At 67.9% G+C, this 15986-nt stretch carries 11 protein-coding genes; 4 read left to right on the plus strand and 7 right to left on the minus strand.

The genetic code is table 11. The annotated features are described in order from the left end of the window. Nucleotides 1-65: 65 nt before the first annotated feature. Both KF796_08285 and KF796_08290 read right to left on the minus strand, forming a co-directional pair. The gene (locus tag KF796_08285; protein MBX3586629.1) at nucleotides 66-569 is read right to left on the minus strand and encodes a pyridoxamine 5'-phosphate oxidase family protein; all 504 of its coding nucleotides are present in this window, start codon (nucleotides 567-569) and stop codon (nucleotides 66-68) included. A gap of 129 nt (nucleotides 570-698) precedes the next feature. Beyond that, on the minus strand, nucleotides 699-5111 hold the full coding sequence (locus tag KF796_08290; GenBank protein ID MBX3586630.1) for a hypothetical protein: 4413 nt from the start codon (nucleotides 5109-5111) through the stop codon (nucleotides 699-701). 130 nt (nucleotides 5112-5241) lie between these two features. On the opposite strand from KF796_08290, the gene KF796_08295 reads away from it, so the two are divergent. Further along, nucleotides 5242-6252, plus strand: a complete 1011-nt coding sequence (locus tag KF796_08295) for a catalase family protein (protein MBX3586631.1) — start codon at nucleotides 5242-5244, stop codon at nucleotides 6250-6252. Between the two features lie 22 nt (nucleotides 6253-6274). Here KF796_08295 and KF796_08300 read toward each other — a convergent pair whose 3' ends face one another. From KF796_08300 to KF796_08315, 4 genes are all read right to left on the minus strand, one after another. After that, nucleotides 6275-7885 carry a peroxidase gene (locus KF796_08300; GenBank protein ID MBX3586632.1) on the minus strand — a complete coding sequence of 537 codons (1611 nt, stop codon included), beginning with the start codon at nucleotides 7883-7885 and terminating at the stop codon, nucleotides 6275-6277. Nucleotides 7886-7912: 27 nt separating this feature from the next. Beyond that, entirely contained in the window at nucleotides 7913-8617 is a 705-nt protein-coding gene (locus KF796_08305) for a hypothetical protein (protein MBX3586633.1), read from the minus strand. Next, nucleotides 8617-9306: a hypothetical protein gene (locus tag KF796_08310; GenBank protein ID MBX3586634.1), complete on the minus strand. Its 690-nt coding sequence runs from the start codon at nucleotides 9304-9306 to the stop codon at nucleotides 8617-8619. The genes KF796_08305 and KF796_08310 overlap by 1 nt, the downstream gene beginning before the upstream one ends. A gap of 79 nt (nucleotides 9307-9385) precedes the next feature. Then, complete coding sequence (locus KF796_08315) at nucleotides 9386-10216, minus strand: helix-turn-helix transcriptional regulator (protein MBX3586635.1); 831 nt, start codon at nucleotides 10214-10216, stop codon at nucleotides 9386-9388. A gap of 134 nt (nucleotides 10217-10350) precedes the next feature. Here KF796_08315 and KF796_08320 point away from each other — a divergent pair, with 134 nt between their 5' ends. Genes KF796_08320 through KF796_08330 form a run of 3 tightly spaced genes read left to right on the plus strand, consistent with a single transcriptional unit; the run spans nucleotide 10351 to nucleotide 14898 of the window. After that, nucleotides 10351-10755, plus strand: a complete 405-nt coding sequence (locus KF796_08320; GenBank protein MBX3586636.1) for a hypothetical protein — start codon at nucleotides 10351-10353, stop codon at nucleotides 10753-10755. A gap of 58 nt (nucleotides 10756-10813) precedes the next feature. Next, on the plus strand, nucleotides 10814-13720 hold the full coding sequence (locus KF796_08325; protein ID MBX3586637.1) for an aconitate hydratase: 2907 nt from the start codon (nucleotides 10814-10816) through the stop codon (nucleotides 13718-13720). Continuing rightward, nucleotides 13717-14898, plus strand: coding sequence for an FAD-dependent monooxygenase (locus KF796_08330; GenBank protein MBX3586638.1), 1182 nt, complete (start codon nucleotides 13717-13719; stop codon nucleotides 14896-14898). Before KF796_08325 ends, KF796_08330 begins: the two co-directional genes overlap by 4 nt. A gap of 31 nt (nucleotides 14899-14929) precedes the next feature. On the opposite strand, the gene KF796_08335 is transcribed toward KF796_08330, so the two are convergent. Further along, complete coding sequence (locus KF796_08335) at nucleotides 14930-15982, minus strand: DUF4325 domain-containing protein (protein MBX3586639.1); 1053 nt, start codon at nucleotides 15980-15982, stop codon at nucleotides 14930-14932. Nucleotides 15983-15986: the final 4 nt, after the last annotated feature.

Genomic DNA, 15986 nt, shown 5'->3' on the forward strand with positions numbered 1-15986 from the left:
TTGCTACTTGTTTGATAGCAAGGAGTGGCCGCCCGCTCTGGACTCCAGGCCTTTTTGGCCTGAAATCAGAGCGCATCGACCTTCTGGTGCTCGCCCAGGCTGCGCGGTGGCTTGCCGGTGAGCGCGGCCTTCGCCATCTTGAGCACCTGCACCACCTTGCTCTCCTTCACGTCCCAGAACTCGGCATGGTGGGGCCAGACGATGAGCAGGGCCAGATCGGGGTCGTCCAGCCCGCCGGGGAACCAGGCGCGCACCGCGGGCGACCAGAGCCTTTCGGCCTGGGCACGGTCGTCGGACAGGCTGGCCGAGCCGGACACCGAGACATAGCTGTCGGCGTCGGTGTTGGCATAGGCCACGTTCACATGGTCGTCCTGCGCGATGCGCTGGGCCAGGTGCGAACCGCGCGAGATGAAGAAGTACAGCGGCGTGCCTTCGTCGAACGAGCGGTTCTGCGTGGTCAGCGGCTGGGAGTGCAGCTGGCCGTCCGCGTCGCGGTGGGTCAGCATGCAGAAGCGCGTGGTCTTGATGATGTTCCACAGCGTGTAGTGGGTCATGTCGCGGTCGGTCATGAGGGTTCCTGAAGTTGTTGGAACCACTCTAGACAGCCCGGGCCGCGCGCCCCATCGGTCAAGCCCGCACGCGCCTGTGGGCCGGGTCCCACAAGCGCGGGGCCGCGGCCCCGGCGTCAGGCCCCGGCGTCAGGGCCCGGTGCAGGCGAAGGGGCTGGCCCCCACCGGGATGGCCTTGCCGCCCGACGACCCGATGCCGCAGCAGTTGTGGTTGCTGCCGCCGGGGCTGGTGAACCCCGTCCCGCCACTGTTGACGGTGATCTGCTGCTGGCAGGTGCAGAGGGTGGTGCCGCTGCAGCCGCTGCCGGTGGCCTGCAGCAGGTAGGTCTGGCCGGGCGTCAGGCTGAAGTCCGACGACGGCGGCTGGGTGGTGATGGTGGCGGTGGAACTGCCCGTGGCGGACACGGTCACGGTCACGTTGGCCGGCAGCTGCAGGCTGAAGCCCGACCCCGGCGGGGGCGGCGGTGGCGGGTTGGGGCCGGGGCAGGCATAGGGCGCCCCGCCCACCGCCAGCGTGCGGTTGGTCAGCCCGATGGTGCCAATCCCCAGGCCGCAGCAATTGGGCGCGGCGCTGGTGATCGATGCGCCGCCGGTGTTCAGCGTGAAGAACTGCTGGCAGCTGCACGACGGGTTGCTGGTGCTGGTGGTGCAGCCCGTGGAGGCCGTGGCGCTGAAGGTGTAGGTGGTGCCGCTCGCCAGGGGCACCTGCGCGGGCGTCAGGCCCGTGATCGGCGCCACCCCCAGCACCGAGGCCGTCACGCCTGATGGCGGGCTCAGGACGTAGAGCGCGGCGCCGCCCGGGGACGGGGTCCAATCGGGCGTTCCGGGCTTGTTGACGGGGCAGAACCCGGCCGGCGCGTTCGTCAGCGACTGGTGCGGATAGCCGCTGATCGTCTGCGACAAGGTGGTGGTCACCGCCGTGCCGGTGGCGGTCCCCGGCCCGTAGGCCAGGCGGTTCAAGGTGGTGGGGTAGGGCTGTGCGTAGCTGGGGCTGCCGCTGTAGGGCGTGCAGTCCGACGGGCCGGCCGCGCTGTAGCTCGCGGTGCCGGTGCCCACGGTGTAGCTCGCGCTGCTGACGCTGATGGTGTACAGCTCGCAGCCGCCGCCGGGGCAGGAATAGAAGTTGTCCTCGGCGCAGATGCCGTTCTTCTCGCCTGCGCAACTGCCCAGCGGCGACGAATATTTGCCCCCGGCGTTGGGCTGTTCCTGCACCATGTTGATGAACAGCAGGCCGCTGGGCTGGTCGTAGAAGAAGCATTCGCCATGCGGGCATTTCTTCGGGTCCTGCAGGTCGGTGATCTTGTCCACCATCGGCAGGGTGGGCGTGGCCGCCGTGGGGCTGCTGGTGCCGTAGAACGGCGGGCTGGGGCACAGGTCCTTGTAGCAGCTGGCGTTGCTCACGGTGGCGGTGGCCGTGCCGGTGGAAACGGTCACGGTGACGGTGTGGGTGGAGGGGATGCCGCACATCACGTTGTCCAGCCCCGCGCAGGGCAGCTGCTGGTAGAACGGCGCCAGCGGGGCCGGGTTGCCGTTGGGCCCGGAGAAGGACTTGCTGCCCTTGCGCACCGTGAACACCGAGGCCGGCGGCGCCGCCTGCCCCTGGTTCTTGTAGCAGATGCCAACCCGCGTGCTGAACGGATTGGTCGGCGAAATGCCGCCGGGCACGCTGGCATCGCCATACATCAGCGACACAAAGCTCGGCATGCCGGCCGAGGCGCCCACGGTATAGCCCAGGCCGTTCACGAGCTTGGGCTCGTACACGCCGTTGCCATTGCGCCCCGACAGGGCCACGCAGGCATGGCCCGGCACACCCGCGCTGCCCGTCGCCGCCGACCCGCCGCAGTTCAGCTGGTAGACCGAGTTGTTGCTGGTGATGGCGGTGTCGGTGAACTGCAGGGCGCCGCCATAGTCCTTCTGGTCCTTGGTGAAGACCATCACGTTGTTGTTGACGCAGTTGGCGGACCCCGCGTTGGTGGTGCCGTCGCATGGCGGCGTCAGCGCCGAGAACTCCAGCGTGGCATAGCTGTAGGGGCTGATGAGGGACGTGGGCCGGCCTTCGAGCAAGGCGTCCTGCTGGCCGGTGGAGTGGCATTCGTCCGCCGTGTCCGGGCCCGCGAGGAAGGGAATGTTGTTCAGCGAGATCGGGTAGGTGCCCGCTACCGGCGTCAGGCCCGTGGTCTGGGTGCCCGGGGGCACGACCTGGAAGCCGGTCAGGCTGCCGTCGCGGTCCAGGATGACGGTGAACTTGTCGCCGTCGCGGAAGTTGCCGCCCGTGGCGGGCGACGGCGCGCAGGTGAGCTCCACGTTCTGGGTATAGACCTGGTGGCGCAGGTCCACGTTGTAGAAGCTCACACCCTGCACATACTGCGTGGGCGGGTAGCTGTTTTCGTTGGACTGGAACCAGCCCATGGCCGCGTCGCCCTCGTAGACAAAGGGCTTGCTGTGGCAGGGAATGGTGTTCTGCGCCGAGAAACTGTTGAAGTAGGTCAGGTCGGCTGTGGTCAGGTAGGGCGTGATGTCCTGGTTGAAGTTGACGAAGTGCACGTGTTCGAGCCGCGCCGGGCCATCGTAGAACATCATTCCCGCGAAATTCCAGCTGGGCTGGGGGTAGCCATTGCCCGACACGGCTTCGTAGCAGCCCGCATTGCCGCCAAAGCCGTTCTGGCCGTTGTAGGGGCAGGGGCCGAAGCGCAGCACGTTGTTGGCGCTCATGCCCACGACGATGGCGTCCTTGAGCAGCAGCCATTCGCCGGGCGGCGAGCCTTCGGTGCCGCCGCTGGACACCAGCGACACGCTGTCGCGGTTGGTGGCCAGCCGGGCGTCGTGCAGCGCGTACCAGCTGGCGCGCACCCAGATGCCGCGGTTGCGGTTGCGGCTGGCGGTCAGGCCGTCCAGCTGGGCGACCACGTCGCAGGTGGCCAGCGCGCCCTTGCTGGCGCCGGCCAGGCAGGTGCCTTTGGGGGTGTAGAGCGCGGCGCCCGTGACCCCGTCGTCCGAGGCGGTGTCAAAACCCGCATAGCAGCCGTGGGCACGGTTGTTGGCGAAGGTGCCGGTGCCCGTGGCGGCGCTGGTCGCCGGAAGAATCCAGAAGCCGCGGCCAAAGCCCTGGCAGCCCGCCACCGAATTGCCGGTGATGGTGTTGCCGGTGAGCGTGGTGATCCAGAAGCCCGAGGCGGTGGCGGCCGTGCCGGTCACGGCGCCCTCGTCGTTGAAGGGCACGTTGAAGCCGCTGTAGCCGTTGCCGGCCACCTGGCCCCGGCCGCGGGCCAGGTAGTCACCGGGCCAGAACGACGCGAGGGCCGGGGTATTGCCGGCGGGGATGCTGAAGGCATTGCTCATCGCGCCAATGCCCAGGTTGTTCACGATGCGGTTGTTGTTCTCGTCGCCTTCTTCCATGTAGAAGAGGTTGCCCACAGCCCGCGCGCAGACATTGTTGGACAGCGTGACCCCGCTGGTGGAGTGCAGCGTCATGCACTTGTTGTAGCTGTGGTGGATGCTGTTGCTGTCGATCAGCACCGAGCCCGCCGGCACCGTGCCTGCCTGGTGAAAGTGGATCGGGTAGCTGCCCAGCCGGGCCTTGCCGAATTTTTCGATTTCCACGCCCTGGATCGCGACCTGGGCAAAGCCGGCCATGACCATGATCTCGCCGCCATAGGCCGTGGTGGTGCCGGATCCCGTGCTTGGCACGGCGGCGGTGAGCTTGATGTTGCGGCTGATCAGGCCGACCTCGGCACGCTCGTCCACCCCATAGTTCTGCGTGACGCCATTGGCGAACGAGGCCGTGCCCGTGCCGGGCGCCGTGCTGCCGTAGTGGTAGTTGAGCAGGGGCGTGTCGGCGTGCAGCGTGACGGTGCAGCCGGTGCCGCAACTCACGCTTTTGACGCGCACGAACTCGGCGCTGTCGGGCGAAAAATCGGTGCCGGCCACGACGATCCAGTCGTTGGGCTTCCAGTCCACCGTGCCGGCCAGCTGGAGCGTGGTGGCCCCGCCGGCGGGAACCGGGGCGCCGACGCCCTGGCCGGTGCCGTAAAGCGCGGGCGGGCCGGCCGGGCGGCTCAGGTGGGTCCAGCTCGGGGCCCGGCTGCCCGTGCCCTTGACCACGCCCGTCTTGCCATACAGCTGCAGCGTGCCGCCTCCGGTGACCGCAATCCCCTTGACCTGGCCGGCGACCGGTTGCGTGCCCGTGAAATTGAGGATGGCGCGGTGGCTGAAGGGACGGGTCGCGTGGCCTGCCTTCAGGGCGCCGGCCACGCTGATGCCGGCGGTGTCGAGCTGGATGTCCTGGGTGTCCGGGATGGTGAGCGTGCCACCGGCCGCGATGGTGATGAAGCCCAGCCCCGAGCCGCCGGTGAACGACCGGTCCACCTGGACCAGCGGGCCACAGCCGCCGCTGCCAATGGTCAGGTTGCGGCTGGCATCCAGCGCACAGCGGGACAGGGGTGTTGCGGTGGCGGCTTGGGCCGGGCCGCAGGTGGCCAGCCCCAGCAGCGCGGCGAGCGCGGCGCCACCCAGGATCGAAGATAGGCGTGACAGTGTCAGCATGTGAGTCCCTCCCTTTTCGGCCGATTGTGTGACAGACCCGCCCTCGATGCCAGGGCAATAAGTCACTGGCCTGCGGCTATCCATGGAAGGCTTGTTGCATCACAATGCCAACGCACTGCAAGGGGGGACCATGACACAGGACACACTGGCGCGCGAGGCCGTGCCACCGGACGAGGCCGCCTGCACCGCGGACCTGGCTGCGCGGCTCAAGAGCAAGATCATCCGCGACAACGCGGGCGGCATGATGCGGCGCGACGCGCACCCCAAGATGCATGGCGTGGTCAGGGCCGAATTCATCGTCGAGCCCGACCTGCCGCCCGAGCTGGCCGTGGGCGTGTTCAGCCGCGCCGCCACCTACCGCGCCTGGATCCGCTTTTCCAACCAGAACGGCACCATCCAGCCCGACAGCAGCAAGGACATCCGGGGCATGGCCATCAAGCTCATGGGCGTGCCGGGCCACAAGCTGCTGGAGGGCGAGGAAGACGAGCAGACGCAGGACTTCATCGTGATCAGCACCAACGTGTTTGTCACGCGCGACGTGAAGCAGTTTGACGGGCTGATCAAGGCGCTGACGGGCAGCCTGCTGGCCAAGCTGCTTTTCTTTGCCACGCACTGGCGCGTGATCCGCAACCTGTGGCTGTCGATGCGCCGGTTCGCCAACCCGCTGCAGATCCGCTACTGGAGCACCACGCCCTACCTGCTGGGCAGCCGGGCCGTGAAGTACTCGGCGATCCCGGTGGTGGAGGTGCCCGATGCCCTGCCCGAGCCCGCGGGCGACGACTTCCTGCGCGAGGCCATGGTCCGGCAGCTGGCCGCGGGCGAGGCGCGGTTTGATTTTGCGGTGCAGCTGCAGACCGATGCCGCCACCATGCCCATCGAGGACCCGGGCGCGGCCTGGTCCGAGGTGGCGTCGCCGTTTCGCAAGGTGGCCACCATCAAGGTGCTGCAGCAGCAATTCGACAGCGAAGCCCAGCGCATGTTTGGCGAGAATCTGTCGTACACCCCCTGGCACAGCCTGCCCGAGCACCGCCCGCTGGGCGGCATCAACCGCGCGCGCAAGGTGGTGTACCGCGCGATCTCGATGTTCCGCCACGACTGCAATGGCGCGCCGCGGCGCGAGCCCACGGGCTGGGACCTCTGAGCGCCGCCGCTGCGCGGGGGGCTCAGGTCGGGTCGACCAGGCCCTTGGCGATCACGCGCAGCGCCGTGAGGCTGGGAATGAAGAAATAGTCACCGCCGCGTGTTTCCACGAAGCGCGGCAGCCTGGGCAGGAAGTAGGGTGTGTCGCTGCCGTCGGGGTCGACCTGCAGCACGGCCTTGCTCGGGAAGCGGTCGTCGGGGCTGTGGTTGCCCAGCAGGATGTCCTTGTCGTTGCCGGCCTTGAAGTCGTTGCCGTAGTTGATCCACTGCTGCTGCACGAACTCGAACTGGCGGTTGATGTCGGCGTTGAGCATCATGATGATGATGCCGTGGTTGCCGTCGTCACGGCTGGGGTCGGTCACGTCGCCGTAGGGCAGGCCGCGGCGCAGCACGCGGCGGCGGTTGCTCAGCGCGCCGGGGGTGTCAAACGCGTTCTTGCTGATCTTCAGCGAGCCCGGCGTGTCGCCGGGGTCGTGGATCATCTGCAGCGCCGCGCGCGGGTTGATGCGCCGGATGTGCGCGCTGAACGGGCAGCGCGCGCCGCTCATGTCGTCGTCGTAGGTGAAGTTGCACAGCATGTCCTCGCGCGTGGCCTCGTCGGCGGCGTTGAACCGGGCGTCGAACGCGGCCTTGCCGGCCGCGTCGGGCGCGCTCACCAGCGGCGCGCCGTTGTCGCGCCAGCGGCCCGAGAACTTGGCCGCCAGCAGTTCCCGGCCACCCGGGTAGTGGCTGCCGTGCTTGTCGAGGTAGGCGTTGAAGGTGCCCACGTTCTCGTGCAGCTTGCGGTAGATCATGTAGGTGCCGTTGCGCGCCAGCAGCGTGGGGTTGGGCGCCGGCGGGTATTCGCGGGCCTCGTCGATGTGGCCCAGCAGGAATTCGCCGGTGGCCAGCGGCGCCCAGCTGCCATCGGCCAGCTGCTTGCCGCGCCCGTTCACGTAGGCGGTGCTTTCGGGCAGGCCTTCAAACGCCGGGTCGCCAATGCCGTCGGTGTAGCCAAAGTGTTCCTTGGGCGTGGGGCGGCCGTTTTCCATCACGACCTTGGCGTCCTGGTAGTCCAGCAGTTCGCCGTGGTCGCCGCGGTGGCCGCCCAACAGCACCACGCCGCCCTCGTGCCGGGCCAGCACGTCCTGGAGCCAGGCGTAGGCCACCTCCAGGTGCGCCTGCGCGGTGTCGAGCAGGCCCTTGCCGTTGCCCGGCCAGCCCGCGACGCCGGCATTGAGTGAAATGAAGATGTGCACGTCCTTGTCGCGCGTGACGCGGTTTTCGCGCCAGACCGGGTCCCACAGCTCGGGCGCGCTGGGCCCGTCGTCGCCCAGGATGTCGCGGCGCGCCGCCATGCCGTCGGCGAACTCGGGCGGAAAGTCCACCAGCGAGGCCCGCGGCACCTCCAGCTCCTTGAGGCCCTGGTAGGACAAGGCGATGTTCACCGTCCACTCGGGCTTGGGCACCTCGCCCGGCCCGGTTCCCCAGTTGGCGGCGGTGGTCACGCGCCGCGTCACGGCGCCCACGAAGGCGCGGCCGCGCTCCGGGTCGCGGATGTTCAGGCACACATAGCGTGCCACCGGAAAGCCAAAGCGCCCGTAGGCGCGCACCACGTTGCCCTGGATGTCGGACAGGTCCAGTTGTTTTGTCACGGTCACTCCCCTTGAATGCGCTGCGCGTTATGGTCGGTATTTGCCGGGCGGCCAGGTGGGCCCGGACAGGTCGGTGGGCGCCACGCGCTGGATGAAGTCGCGGTAATTGGCGCGCAGGGCCGCGGCGTCCAGTCCCTGGTTGTCCAGCGCGAAGCGCGTGAACTCCTGCTTGAGGTACAGGGCCTTGAGCTGCTCGGGCAGCGGGTCGTCGTTGGAGCCCACAAAGAACAGCGCGGCCGGCAGCTGGCAGCGCTTCATGTAGTCCGCGAAGCTGGCCGCGTCATGAACCTGCTCGAAACCATGGCAGTAGCCCCAGACCTCGCGGATGGGCCCGCTGATGGCCTCCCACATGCCCCGCAGGTAGCCGTCCACATCGCCCTGGGGGCCGCCGTGGAAATTGCACGAGAACACCAGGTAGCGCGAACGCAGGTGGTCTTCGGCCGGCATGACCCAGCGGCGGATGAAGTCGGGCACCACGGGCAGCCAGTCGTTCAGGGTGTCGGGCGCGCCGCCACCGGGCAGCGACTCGGTGTACACGTCGTCGAGCACGAAGTAGCGGCACAGGTAGGTCTGCGGCACCCGGGTCATCGGGCTGTTGTCCAGCAGGTTCCAGTTCTGCAGGCTGTCGCGCACCTTGTCGGCGAAGGCGATTTCCTCGCCCGGGACGATGCCTTCGCGAATCGGGGAAAGAATGGTCAGCGCGTAGGCGCTTCCGCTGAGGTTGCCGGCCATTACCGACCTCCTTCGCCGCCGGGGGCGGCCATGCGGATGGCCTGCAGCTGGCGCTCATGCCGCTGGTGGCGCCGCTCGATCTGGTAGGCCGACATGCTCACGATGGGCGTGGGGTACATGTCGCCCAGATCGTGCTGCAGCCCGCGCAGCAGGCTGTTGTAGCGCGTGAGGAACTCGGCGTCGCTGCCTTGATCGGCGGTCTGGCCAAAGGCCAGCAGCGCGGCCTTGAGGGCCTTGGCGCTCTTCACATCGTTGGACGTGGCCAGGGGGTAGGCGTTGTAGTAGTGCTGGGTCTCGATCTGGTTGTACTGGATGTAGCGGTGAAACGGCGTCAGCGCCACCGACTTGGAGTAGCGGATGTTCCATTTCCAGAACATGTCGAGTCCGCCCGGGATCGAGAAGGTGAACGAGTCCACATACTGGTCCCAACTGCCGTTGAAGTTGCTGCAGAACAGCATGTACGAGTAGCTCAGCTTCTCGCGGGGCTGCTCGGGCGAGAGATGGGGAAACTGGTTCCTGCCGATGATGACCCAGCGCGCATAGTGGATCAGCGACAGTGTGATCAGCCCCTTGAGCGTGCTGGGCAGCTTGAGGGCGATCCAGAAAATCAGCTTGTTGAACCACGCAAAGTACCAGCGTACCGGCGTGATCACGTTCATGGCGTAAGCCTTGCCCGCGATGTTGAACATTTTAGTTCTCCTTCCCTGAGCGGCGGATTATCAAGCGGTCGCCCGTGGATGGCAACCACTTTCGCCAGCGCCGGCGGCGTCAGGGCAAGGGCAGCTGCCGCAGCACCTCGCGCGTGAAGTCGTCGGCGGGGAAGAAGGTCTCCAGCGCCAGTTCCTGCAGCGTCACGTCCACCGGCGTGCCGAAGATGGTGGTGGTGCTGATGAAGCTGAGCACGCCGTGGGGCGTGCGGAACTGCAGGGGCATGACGACGCCCAGATGCTCGCCCTCAAGGTTCAGGGGCTGCGTTTCCGCCGGCACGGGATAGCCCTGCAGTTCCTCCAGCAGCGCCGCCAGCACCGGGTCGGCGGTGCTGGCAATCTGCTGGCGCAGGCGCTCGAACAGGTGGTTGCGCCATTGGGCCAGGTTGACGATCAGGGGGGCCACGCCCTGGGGGTGAAGGCTCAGGCGCAGGATGTTCACCGGGGGCTGCAGCAGGGCCGGGTCCGCGCCGGTCATCAAGAGCGGCACGGTGGCGTTGTAGCTCACCAGATTCCAGTGGCGGTCCGCCGCGAGCGCGGGGAAGGGCGCGTGGCTGTGCAGGATCAGCTCGACGGCCTGGCGGGCTGCCGCCAGCGCCGGGTCATCGAGCGGGCGTTCGCGGTACATGGGGGCGTAGCCCGCGGCCATCAGCAGTGCATTGCGTTCGCGCAGCGGAACGCCCAGGCGCTCGGTCAGGCGCAACACCATCTCGCGGCTGGGCACCGAGCGGCCGGTTTCCATGAAGCTCAGATGGCGCGTGGAGATCTCGGCCTCGTCGGCCAGGTCCAGCTGGCTCAGGCGGCGGTGTTGCCGCCAGTGGCGCAGGTGCTCGCCAAAGGGCTTGCGCGGATCGTGGGCCGAAGGGAACGGGGGGGCGGTCGCAGCAGTCATGACCCGGATGCTAGGGCCTTCCGTGCGCATTGGCCATGACCTGCAAGGTTATCGACGCCGCGCGCCGGGGCCAGGAGGATCAGCGCCGGTGCCGCCACCTGGCGGTGTTTCCTTCCCCAACCAAGGAGTGTGTCATGTCGATTCTTTCTTCTCCCCGATTCCTGCCGCGCGTGCTGTGGGCCGATGCGGCGTCCTGCGTGGCAACCGGCGCCCTGCAGGTGGGCCTGACCGAACCGCTGGCGGCGCTGCTGCACCTGCCCGCCCCGCTGCTCATGGGCACCGGGCTGTTCCTGCTGGCCTACGCCGCCGTGGTGCTGTGGGTGGCCACGCGCGACCCGCTGCCGCGTGCGGTGGTGGGCGCCATCGTGGCCGGCAACCTGGCCTGGGCGGCGGGCTGTGTGGCCTTGCTGGCCGCCGGGGGCCTGGCGCCCAGCGGGCTCGGTGTGGGCTGGGTGATGGCCCAGGCCCTGACGGTGCTGGTGCTGGCCGAACTGCAGTGGTTGGCCTTGCGCAAGGGGGCGATTCAGCCCGCGTGGTGAATTTTCGGGCCCAGCCTGCCAGAATGGGACTCATTGAACCGCATCAAGGAGTTCCGTCATGGCCAAAGCCGCCCCCCACGCCTTCGCGAAAACCCTCAAATCCTTCAAAACCGCCTCGGGCAAGGCCGGCAAGTTCTATTCGCTGCCGGCCCTGGCCCAGCAGTTTCCATCTGTTTCAAAACTGCCGGTGTCGATCCGCATCGTGCTGGAGTCGGTGCTGCGCAACTGTGATGGCCAGAAGGTCACGGCCGAGCACGTGCGCCAGCTGGCCCACTGGAAACCCCGCGCCGAGCGCTCCGACGAGATTCCGTTTGTGGTGTCGCGCGTGGTGCTGCAGGACTTCACCGGCGTGCCGCTGCTGGCCGACCTGGCCGCGATGCGCAGCACGGCCAGGCGCATGGGCCGCGACGTCACGGCCATTGAACCCCTGGTGCCGGTGGACCTGGTGGTCGACCACTCGATCATGATCGACTACTACGGCACCAAAAATGCGCTGGACCTGAACATGAAGCTCGAGTTCCAGCGCAACCGCGAGCGCTACGAGTTCATGAAGTGGGGCATGCAGGCCTTTGACACCTTCCGTGTGGTGCCGCCTGGCTTTGGCATCGTGCACCAGGTCAACCTCGAGTACCTCGCGCGCGGCGTGCACAAGGGCGCGGGCGAGGTGCATTACCCCGACACCCTGGTGGGCACCGACAGCCACACCACCATGATCAACGGCATTGGCGTGGTGGGCTGGGGTGTGGGCGGCATCGAGGCCGAGGCCGCGATGCTGGGCCAGCCGGTCTACCTGCTCACCCCCGACGTGGTGGGCTTCGAGCTGACCGGCCGCCTGCGCGAGGGCGTGACCGCCACCGACCTGGTGCTCAGCGTCACCGAGATCCTGCGCCAGCACAAGGTGGTGGGCAAGTTCGTGGAGTTCCATGGCCAGGGCACGCGCACCCTGGCCCTGCCCGACCGCGCCACCATTGCCAACATGGCACCCGAATACGGCGCCACCATGGGCTTCTTCCCGGTGGATGACAAGACCATCGACTACTTCAAGGGGACGGGCCGCAGCAAGGCCGAGATCGAGGCCTTCGAGGCCTACTTCCGCGCGCAAGGCCTGTTTGGTGTGCCCGACGCGGGCGAGATCGAATACTCGCAGGTGGTCAAGCTGGATCTGGGCGATGTCACGCCCAGCCTGGCCGGCCCCAAGCGGCCGCAGGACCGCATTGAACTGGGCAAGGTCAAGACCCAGTTCACCTCGCTGTTCAGCAAGCCCAACGCGGAAAACGGCTTCAACCAGCCCGCCGAAATGCTGCAGACGCGGCACCTGCTGCACCCCGCGGGCGACTCGCCCGCCCCGAAGGTGCCGCAAAGCCCGTCGGCGCCCGACGGCGCCTCGCGCACCGTGTCGGAGATGGAGAGCAACAAGCCCGAGCTGGCGGCGGCCAAGGCCGAGGCGTCGGCGCCCGTCAAGACCTCGAAGGGCTTCACCATCGGCAATGGCGACGTGCTGATTGCCGCCATCACCAGCTGCACCAACACCTCCAACCCCAGCGTGCTGCTGGCCGCGGGCCTGCTGGCCAAGAAGGCCGTGGAGGCGGGGCTGAAGGTGCAGCCGCACATCAAGACCTCGCTGGCGCCGGGCTCGCGCATCGTGACCGAGTACCTGACCCAGACCGGCCTCATGCCCTACCTGGAAAAGCTGGGGTTTGCGCTGGCGGGCTATGGCTGCACCACCTGCATCGGCAACGCCGGCGACCTCACGCCCGAGATCAACGAGGCCATCACCCAGAGCGACCTGGTGTGCGCGGCCGTGCTGTCGGGCAACCGCAACTTCGAGGCCCGCATCCATCCCAACCTCAAGGCCAACTTCCTGGCCAGCCCGCCGCTGGTGGTGGCCTATGCGATTGCCGGCACCGTGCTGACCGACCTGATGACCGAGCCCGTGGGCAAGGGCAAGGGCGGCAAGGACGTGTACCTGGGCGACATCTGGCCCACCAGCGACGAGATCTACAAGCTCATGAAGTTCGCGATGAACGGCAAGGCCTTCCGCGAGAACTACGCCAAGGTCAAGACCGAGCCCGGCAAGCTCTGGGAAAAGATCAAGGGCGTGCAGGGCGAGGCCTACACCTGGCCGCAGAGCACCTACATTGCCGAGCCCCCGTTCTTCAAGGACTTTGCTATCAATCTCGTAGCGCCTGGTGGCCAGGGGGCGGGGACTTCAGCCGCAAAGGACGCTGTATCGGTCAAGGGCGCGGCGATCATGGCGCTGTTTGGCGACTCCATCACCACCGACCACATTTCACCGGCCGGCTCCATCAAGGAGAGCTCCCCCGCGGGCCAGTGGCTGCGGGCCAACGGGGTCAGCAAGACCGAGTTCAACAGCTATGGCGCGCGACGCGGCAACCATGACGTGATGATGCGCGGCACCTTTGCCAATGTGCGCATCAAGAACCTCATGATCCCGCCCGACGCCAGCGGCTCGCGCGAGGAGGGCGGCGTCACGCTCTACCAGGGCGCCGGCGGCAAGACCGAGAAGATGTTCATCTACGACGCGGCCATGCGCTACATGGCCGAGGGCCGGGCCACCGTGATTTTTGCGGGCGAGGAATACGGCACCGGCTCCAGCCGTGACTGGGCCGCCAAGGGCACGCAGCTGCTGGGCATCAAGGCGGTGGTGGCCAAGAGCTTCGAGCGCATCCACCGCAGCAACCTCGTGGGCATGGGCGTGCTGCCGCTGCAGTTCAAACCCGGTGACAGCTGGCAATCGCTGGGGCTGACCGGTTCTGAAACCATCGAGGTGCATCCGCAGTCCGACCTGCGGCCGCAGAGCGAGGCGCGGCTGGTGGTGATCCGCGCCGATGGCAGCCGCCAGGAGCTCAAGGTGATCCTGCGCATCGACACCCCGATCGAGGTGGACTACTACCGCCACGGCGGCATCCTGCCCTTTGTGCTGCGGCAGTTGCTGGCCGCGTGACGCCGCAGGTCCTGATTGCCGGTGGCGGCATCGGCGGGCTGGCGGCCGCGCTGGCCTGTGCGCGGGCCGGCTGCGAGGTGCGCCTGTATGAGCGCGAACCCGCGTTTGGCGAGATCGGCGCCGGCATCCAGCTGGGGCCCAATGCGGTGCGCGTGCTGGATGGCTGGGGCCTGGGCGAGGCACTGGCCCGCGTGGCGGCCTGGCCCGCATCGCTACAGGTTCGCAGCGCGCTGAGCGGCGAGCCCCTGGCCCGCATGCCGCTGGGCGACAGTTTCAGCCAGCGCTATGGCGCGGGCTATGCCACGGTGCACCGGGCCGACCTGCACGCCTTGCTGCTGGCGGCCGCGCAGCAGCAGCGCGGCGTGCGACTGAACCTGCGCGCCGGTGTGGCCGGTGTCACGCCCTCGACCACCGGCGTGGTGTTGCGCACCACGGACGACCTGCAGGTCGAGGGCGATGCGCTGGTGGGCGCCGACGGCCTGTGGAGCAAGGTGCGCGAGCAACTGCTGGGCGACGGCCCGGCCACCCCCACGGGCCACCTGGCCTACCGCACGCTGGTGCCCCAGTCGGCCCTGCCCCAAGCCTTGCGCAGCCAGGACGTGACAGCCTGGCTGGGCCCTGGCCTGCATGCGGTGACTTACCCGGTGCGGGGTGGCGAGTATCTGAACCTGGTGGTGATCGCGCAGGGCGAGGCGCCTGCCGATCCGCAAGGCTGGGACCATGGCGCCGTGCTGGCCGACCTGCAGACGGCGCTGCAGCCGGTATGCGCACCGCTGCGCGACCTGGTGCAGGCGGCGCCCCGGTGGGCGTTGTGGATGCTGAACGACCGGCCGCCCGTCGCCGGGCCTGAGGCCATGGCGCGCGGCCGTGTGGCGCTGCTCGGCGACGCGGCCCACCCCATGCGGCCCTACCTCGCGCAGGGCGCCGGCATGGCGCTGGAAGACGCGGCCGAACTCGGCCGCGAACTCGCCATGACCGATGCCGCCGTGCTGGACGTGCCGGCCGCGCTGCACCGCTATGCGCTGAACCGCTGGCAGCGCGTGGCCCGCGTGCAGGCGCGCTCGCGGCGCAATGGGCGGGTGTTTCATGCCACGGGGGCGGTGGGCCTCGCGCGCGACATGGCCCTCAGGCTGCTGGGCCAGCGCCTGATGGACCTGCCCTGGCTGTATGGAGGCTGAGTGGAACAGACCGACGACCGGGCGGAGTCGATCAGACGGAGGTTGGCGATGCCAGTGCCCGGGGGGCGAACAGGCGAACCAGACCTTCAACGTCGGGAGCCATGTTGACCGGCACCAGACGGACCTCGGGGTGCGCCGTGGCGAACACGCGAAACACCTCGTCCACAAAGGCCTGTCCCACCATGTCCACGCCTTCAAAGTCAAGAATGACCGTTCTGAACTGGGTTGCCCGCTCCACAACCCATTTACCTTGTGACCGCGACGTGAGCTGGCTGCTCAGCTGGGCGAGCTTCACGGGGACTTCGGTGGTGTGAAAGGCGTCGCCGCCAACCTCGTCGGGTGTGAAATAGCGCTCATAGACTGCCTGCGCAGTCCGCCCGGAATCCAGCGCGATGTCCATGAGCACAACCGTTCCGTTGGCATAGGCTTGCGGTGCAATCCACTGAAAACCCAGATCTACCCCAACTGGCGTCCTTGGCGCAAACGTGAGCCCGCGCGAATGCAGGCAAAAGCCGTCCAGCATGCGCGAACTCACGAAGATACCCATGCCCGAGTGCCCGCTGGATGCCGTCGTGTATTTGCCCTTGGCGATCTCCAGCAAGGCCAGCCGTTCGTCCACCAGGTCCAGTGCCTTGGCGACCTTGCGGAAGATGCCGATGCCGTCGTCCATCACGGCCATCTGCAGGCGCCCGCTGTGAACGTGCGCGCCCATGCACAGTGTGCGCGCCTGAGAATGGTCCAGCACGTTGTTCACCATCTCGGTGAAGCAGATGTTGGCGATGTTGACCACGTTTCCCGCCAGGCCTGCCATGAGCGGGCTGACGCTGGCTTCCCAGATGCCGGCTTCGCCCATCCGGGCGGCCGTCGCCAGAGGTAACACCTGCTTCCAGAAGCGGTTGTGTCCCGCGGAGTAGGTCTGGCGAGTACCACTGCCGTGGCGGGTGAGGTACCCTGCGTCCGCCAGACGCTTGATGCGGCGCGAGATGGCCACCCGCGAAAGCCCGGATTCCTTCGCGGCCCTGCTGGCCAGGCGCTGCGTGAGCCGCGCTGTGGTCAGGATGGTGGCGTCGTGCTCGTCCAGCAATTGT

The sequence above is a fragment of the Ramlibacter sp. genome, from assembly GCA_019635435.1.
Classification (GTDB): domain Bacteria; phylum Pseudomonadota; class Gammaproteobacteria; order Burkholderiales; family Burkholderiaceae_C; genus JAHBZM01.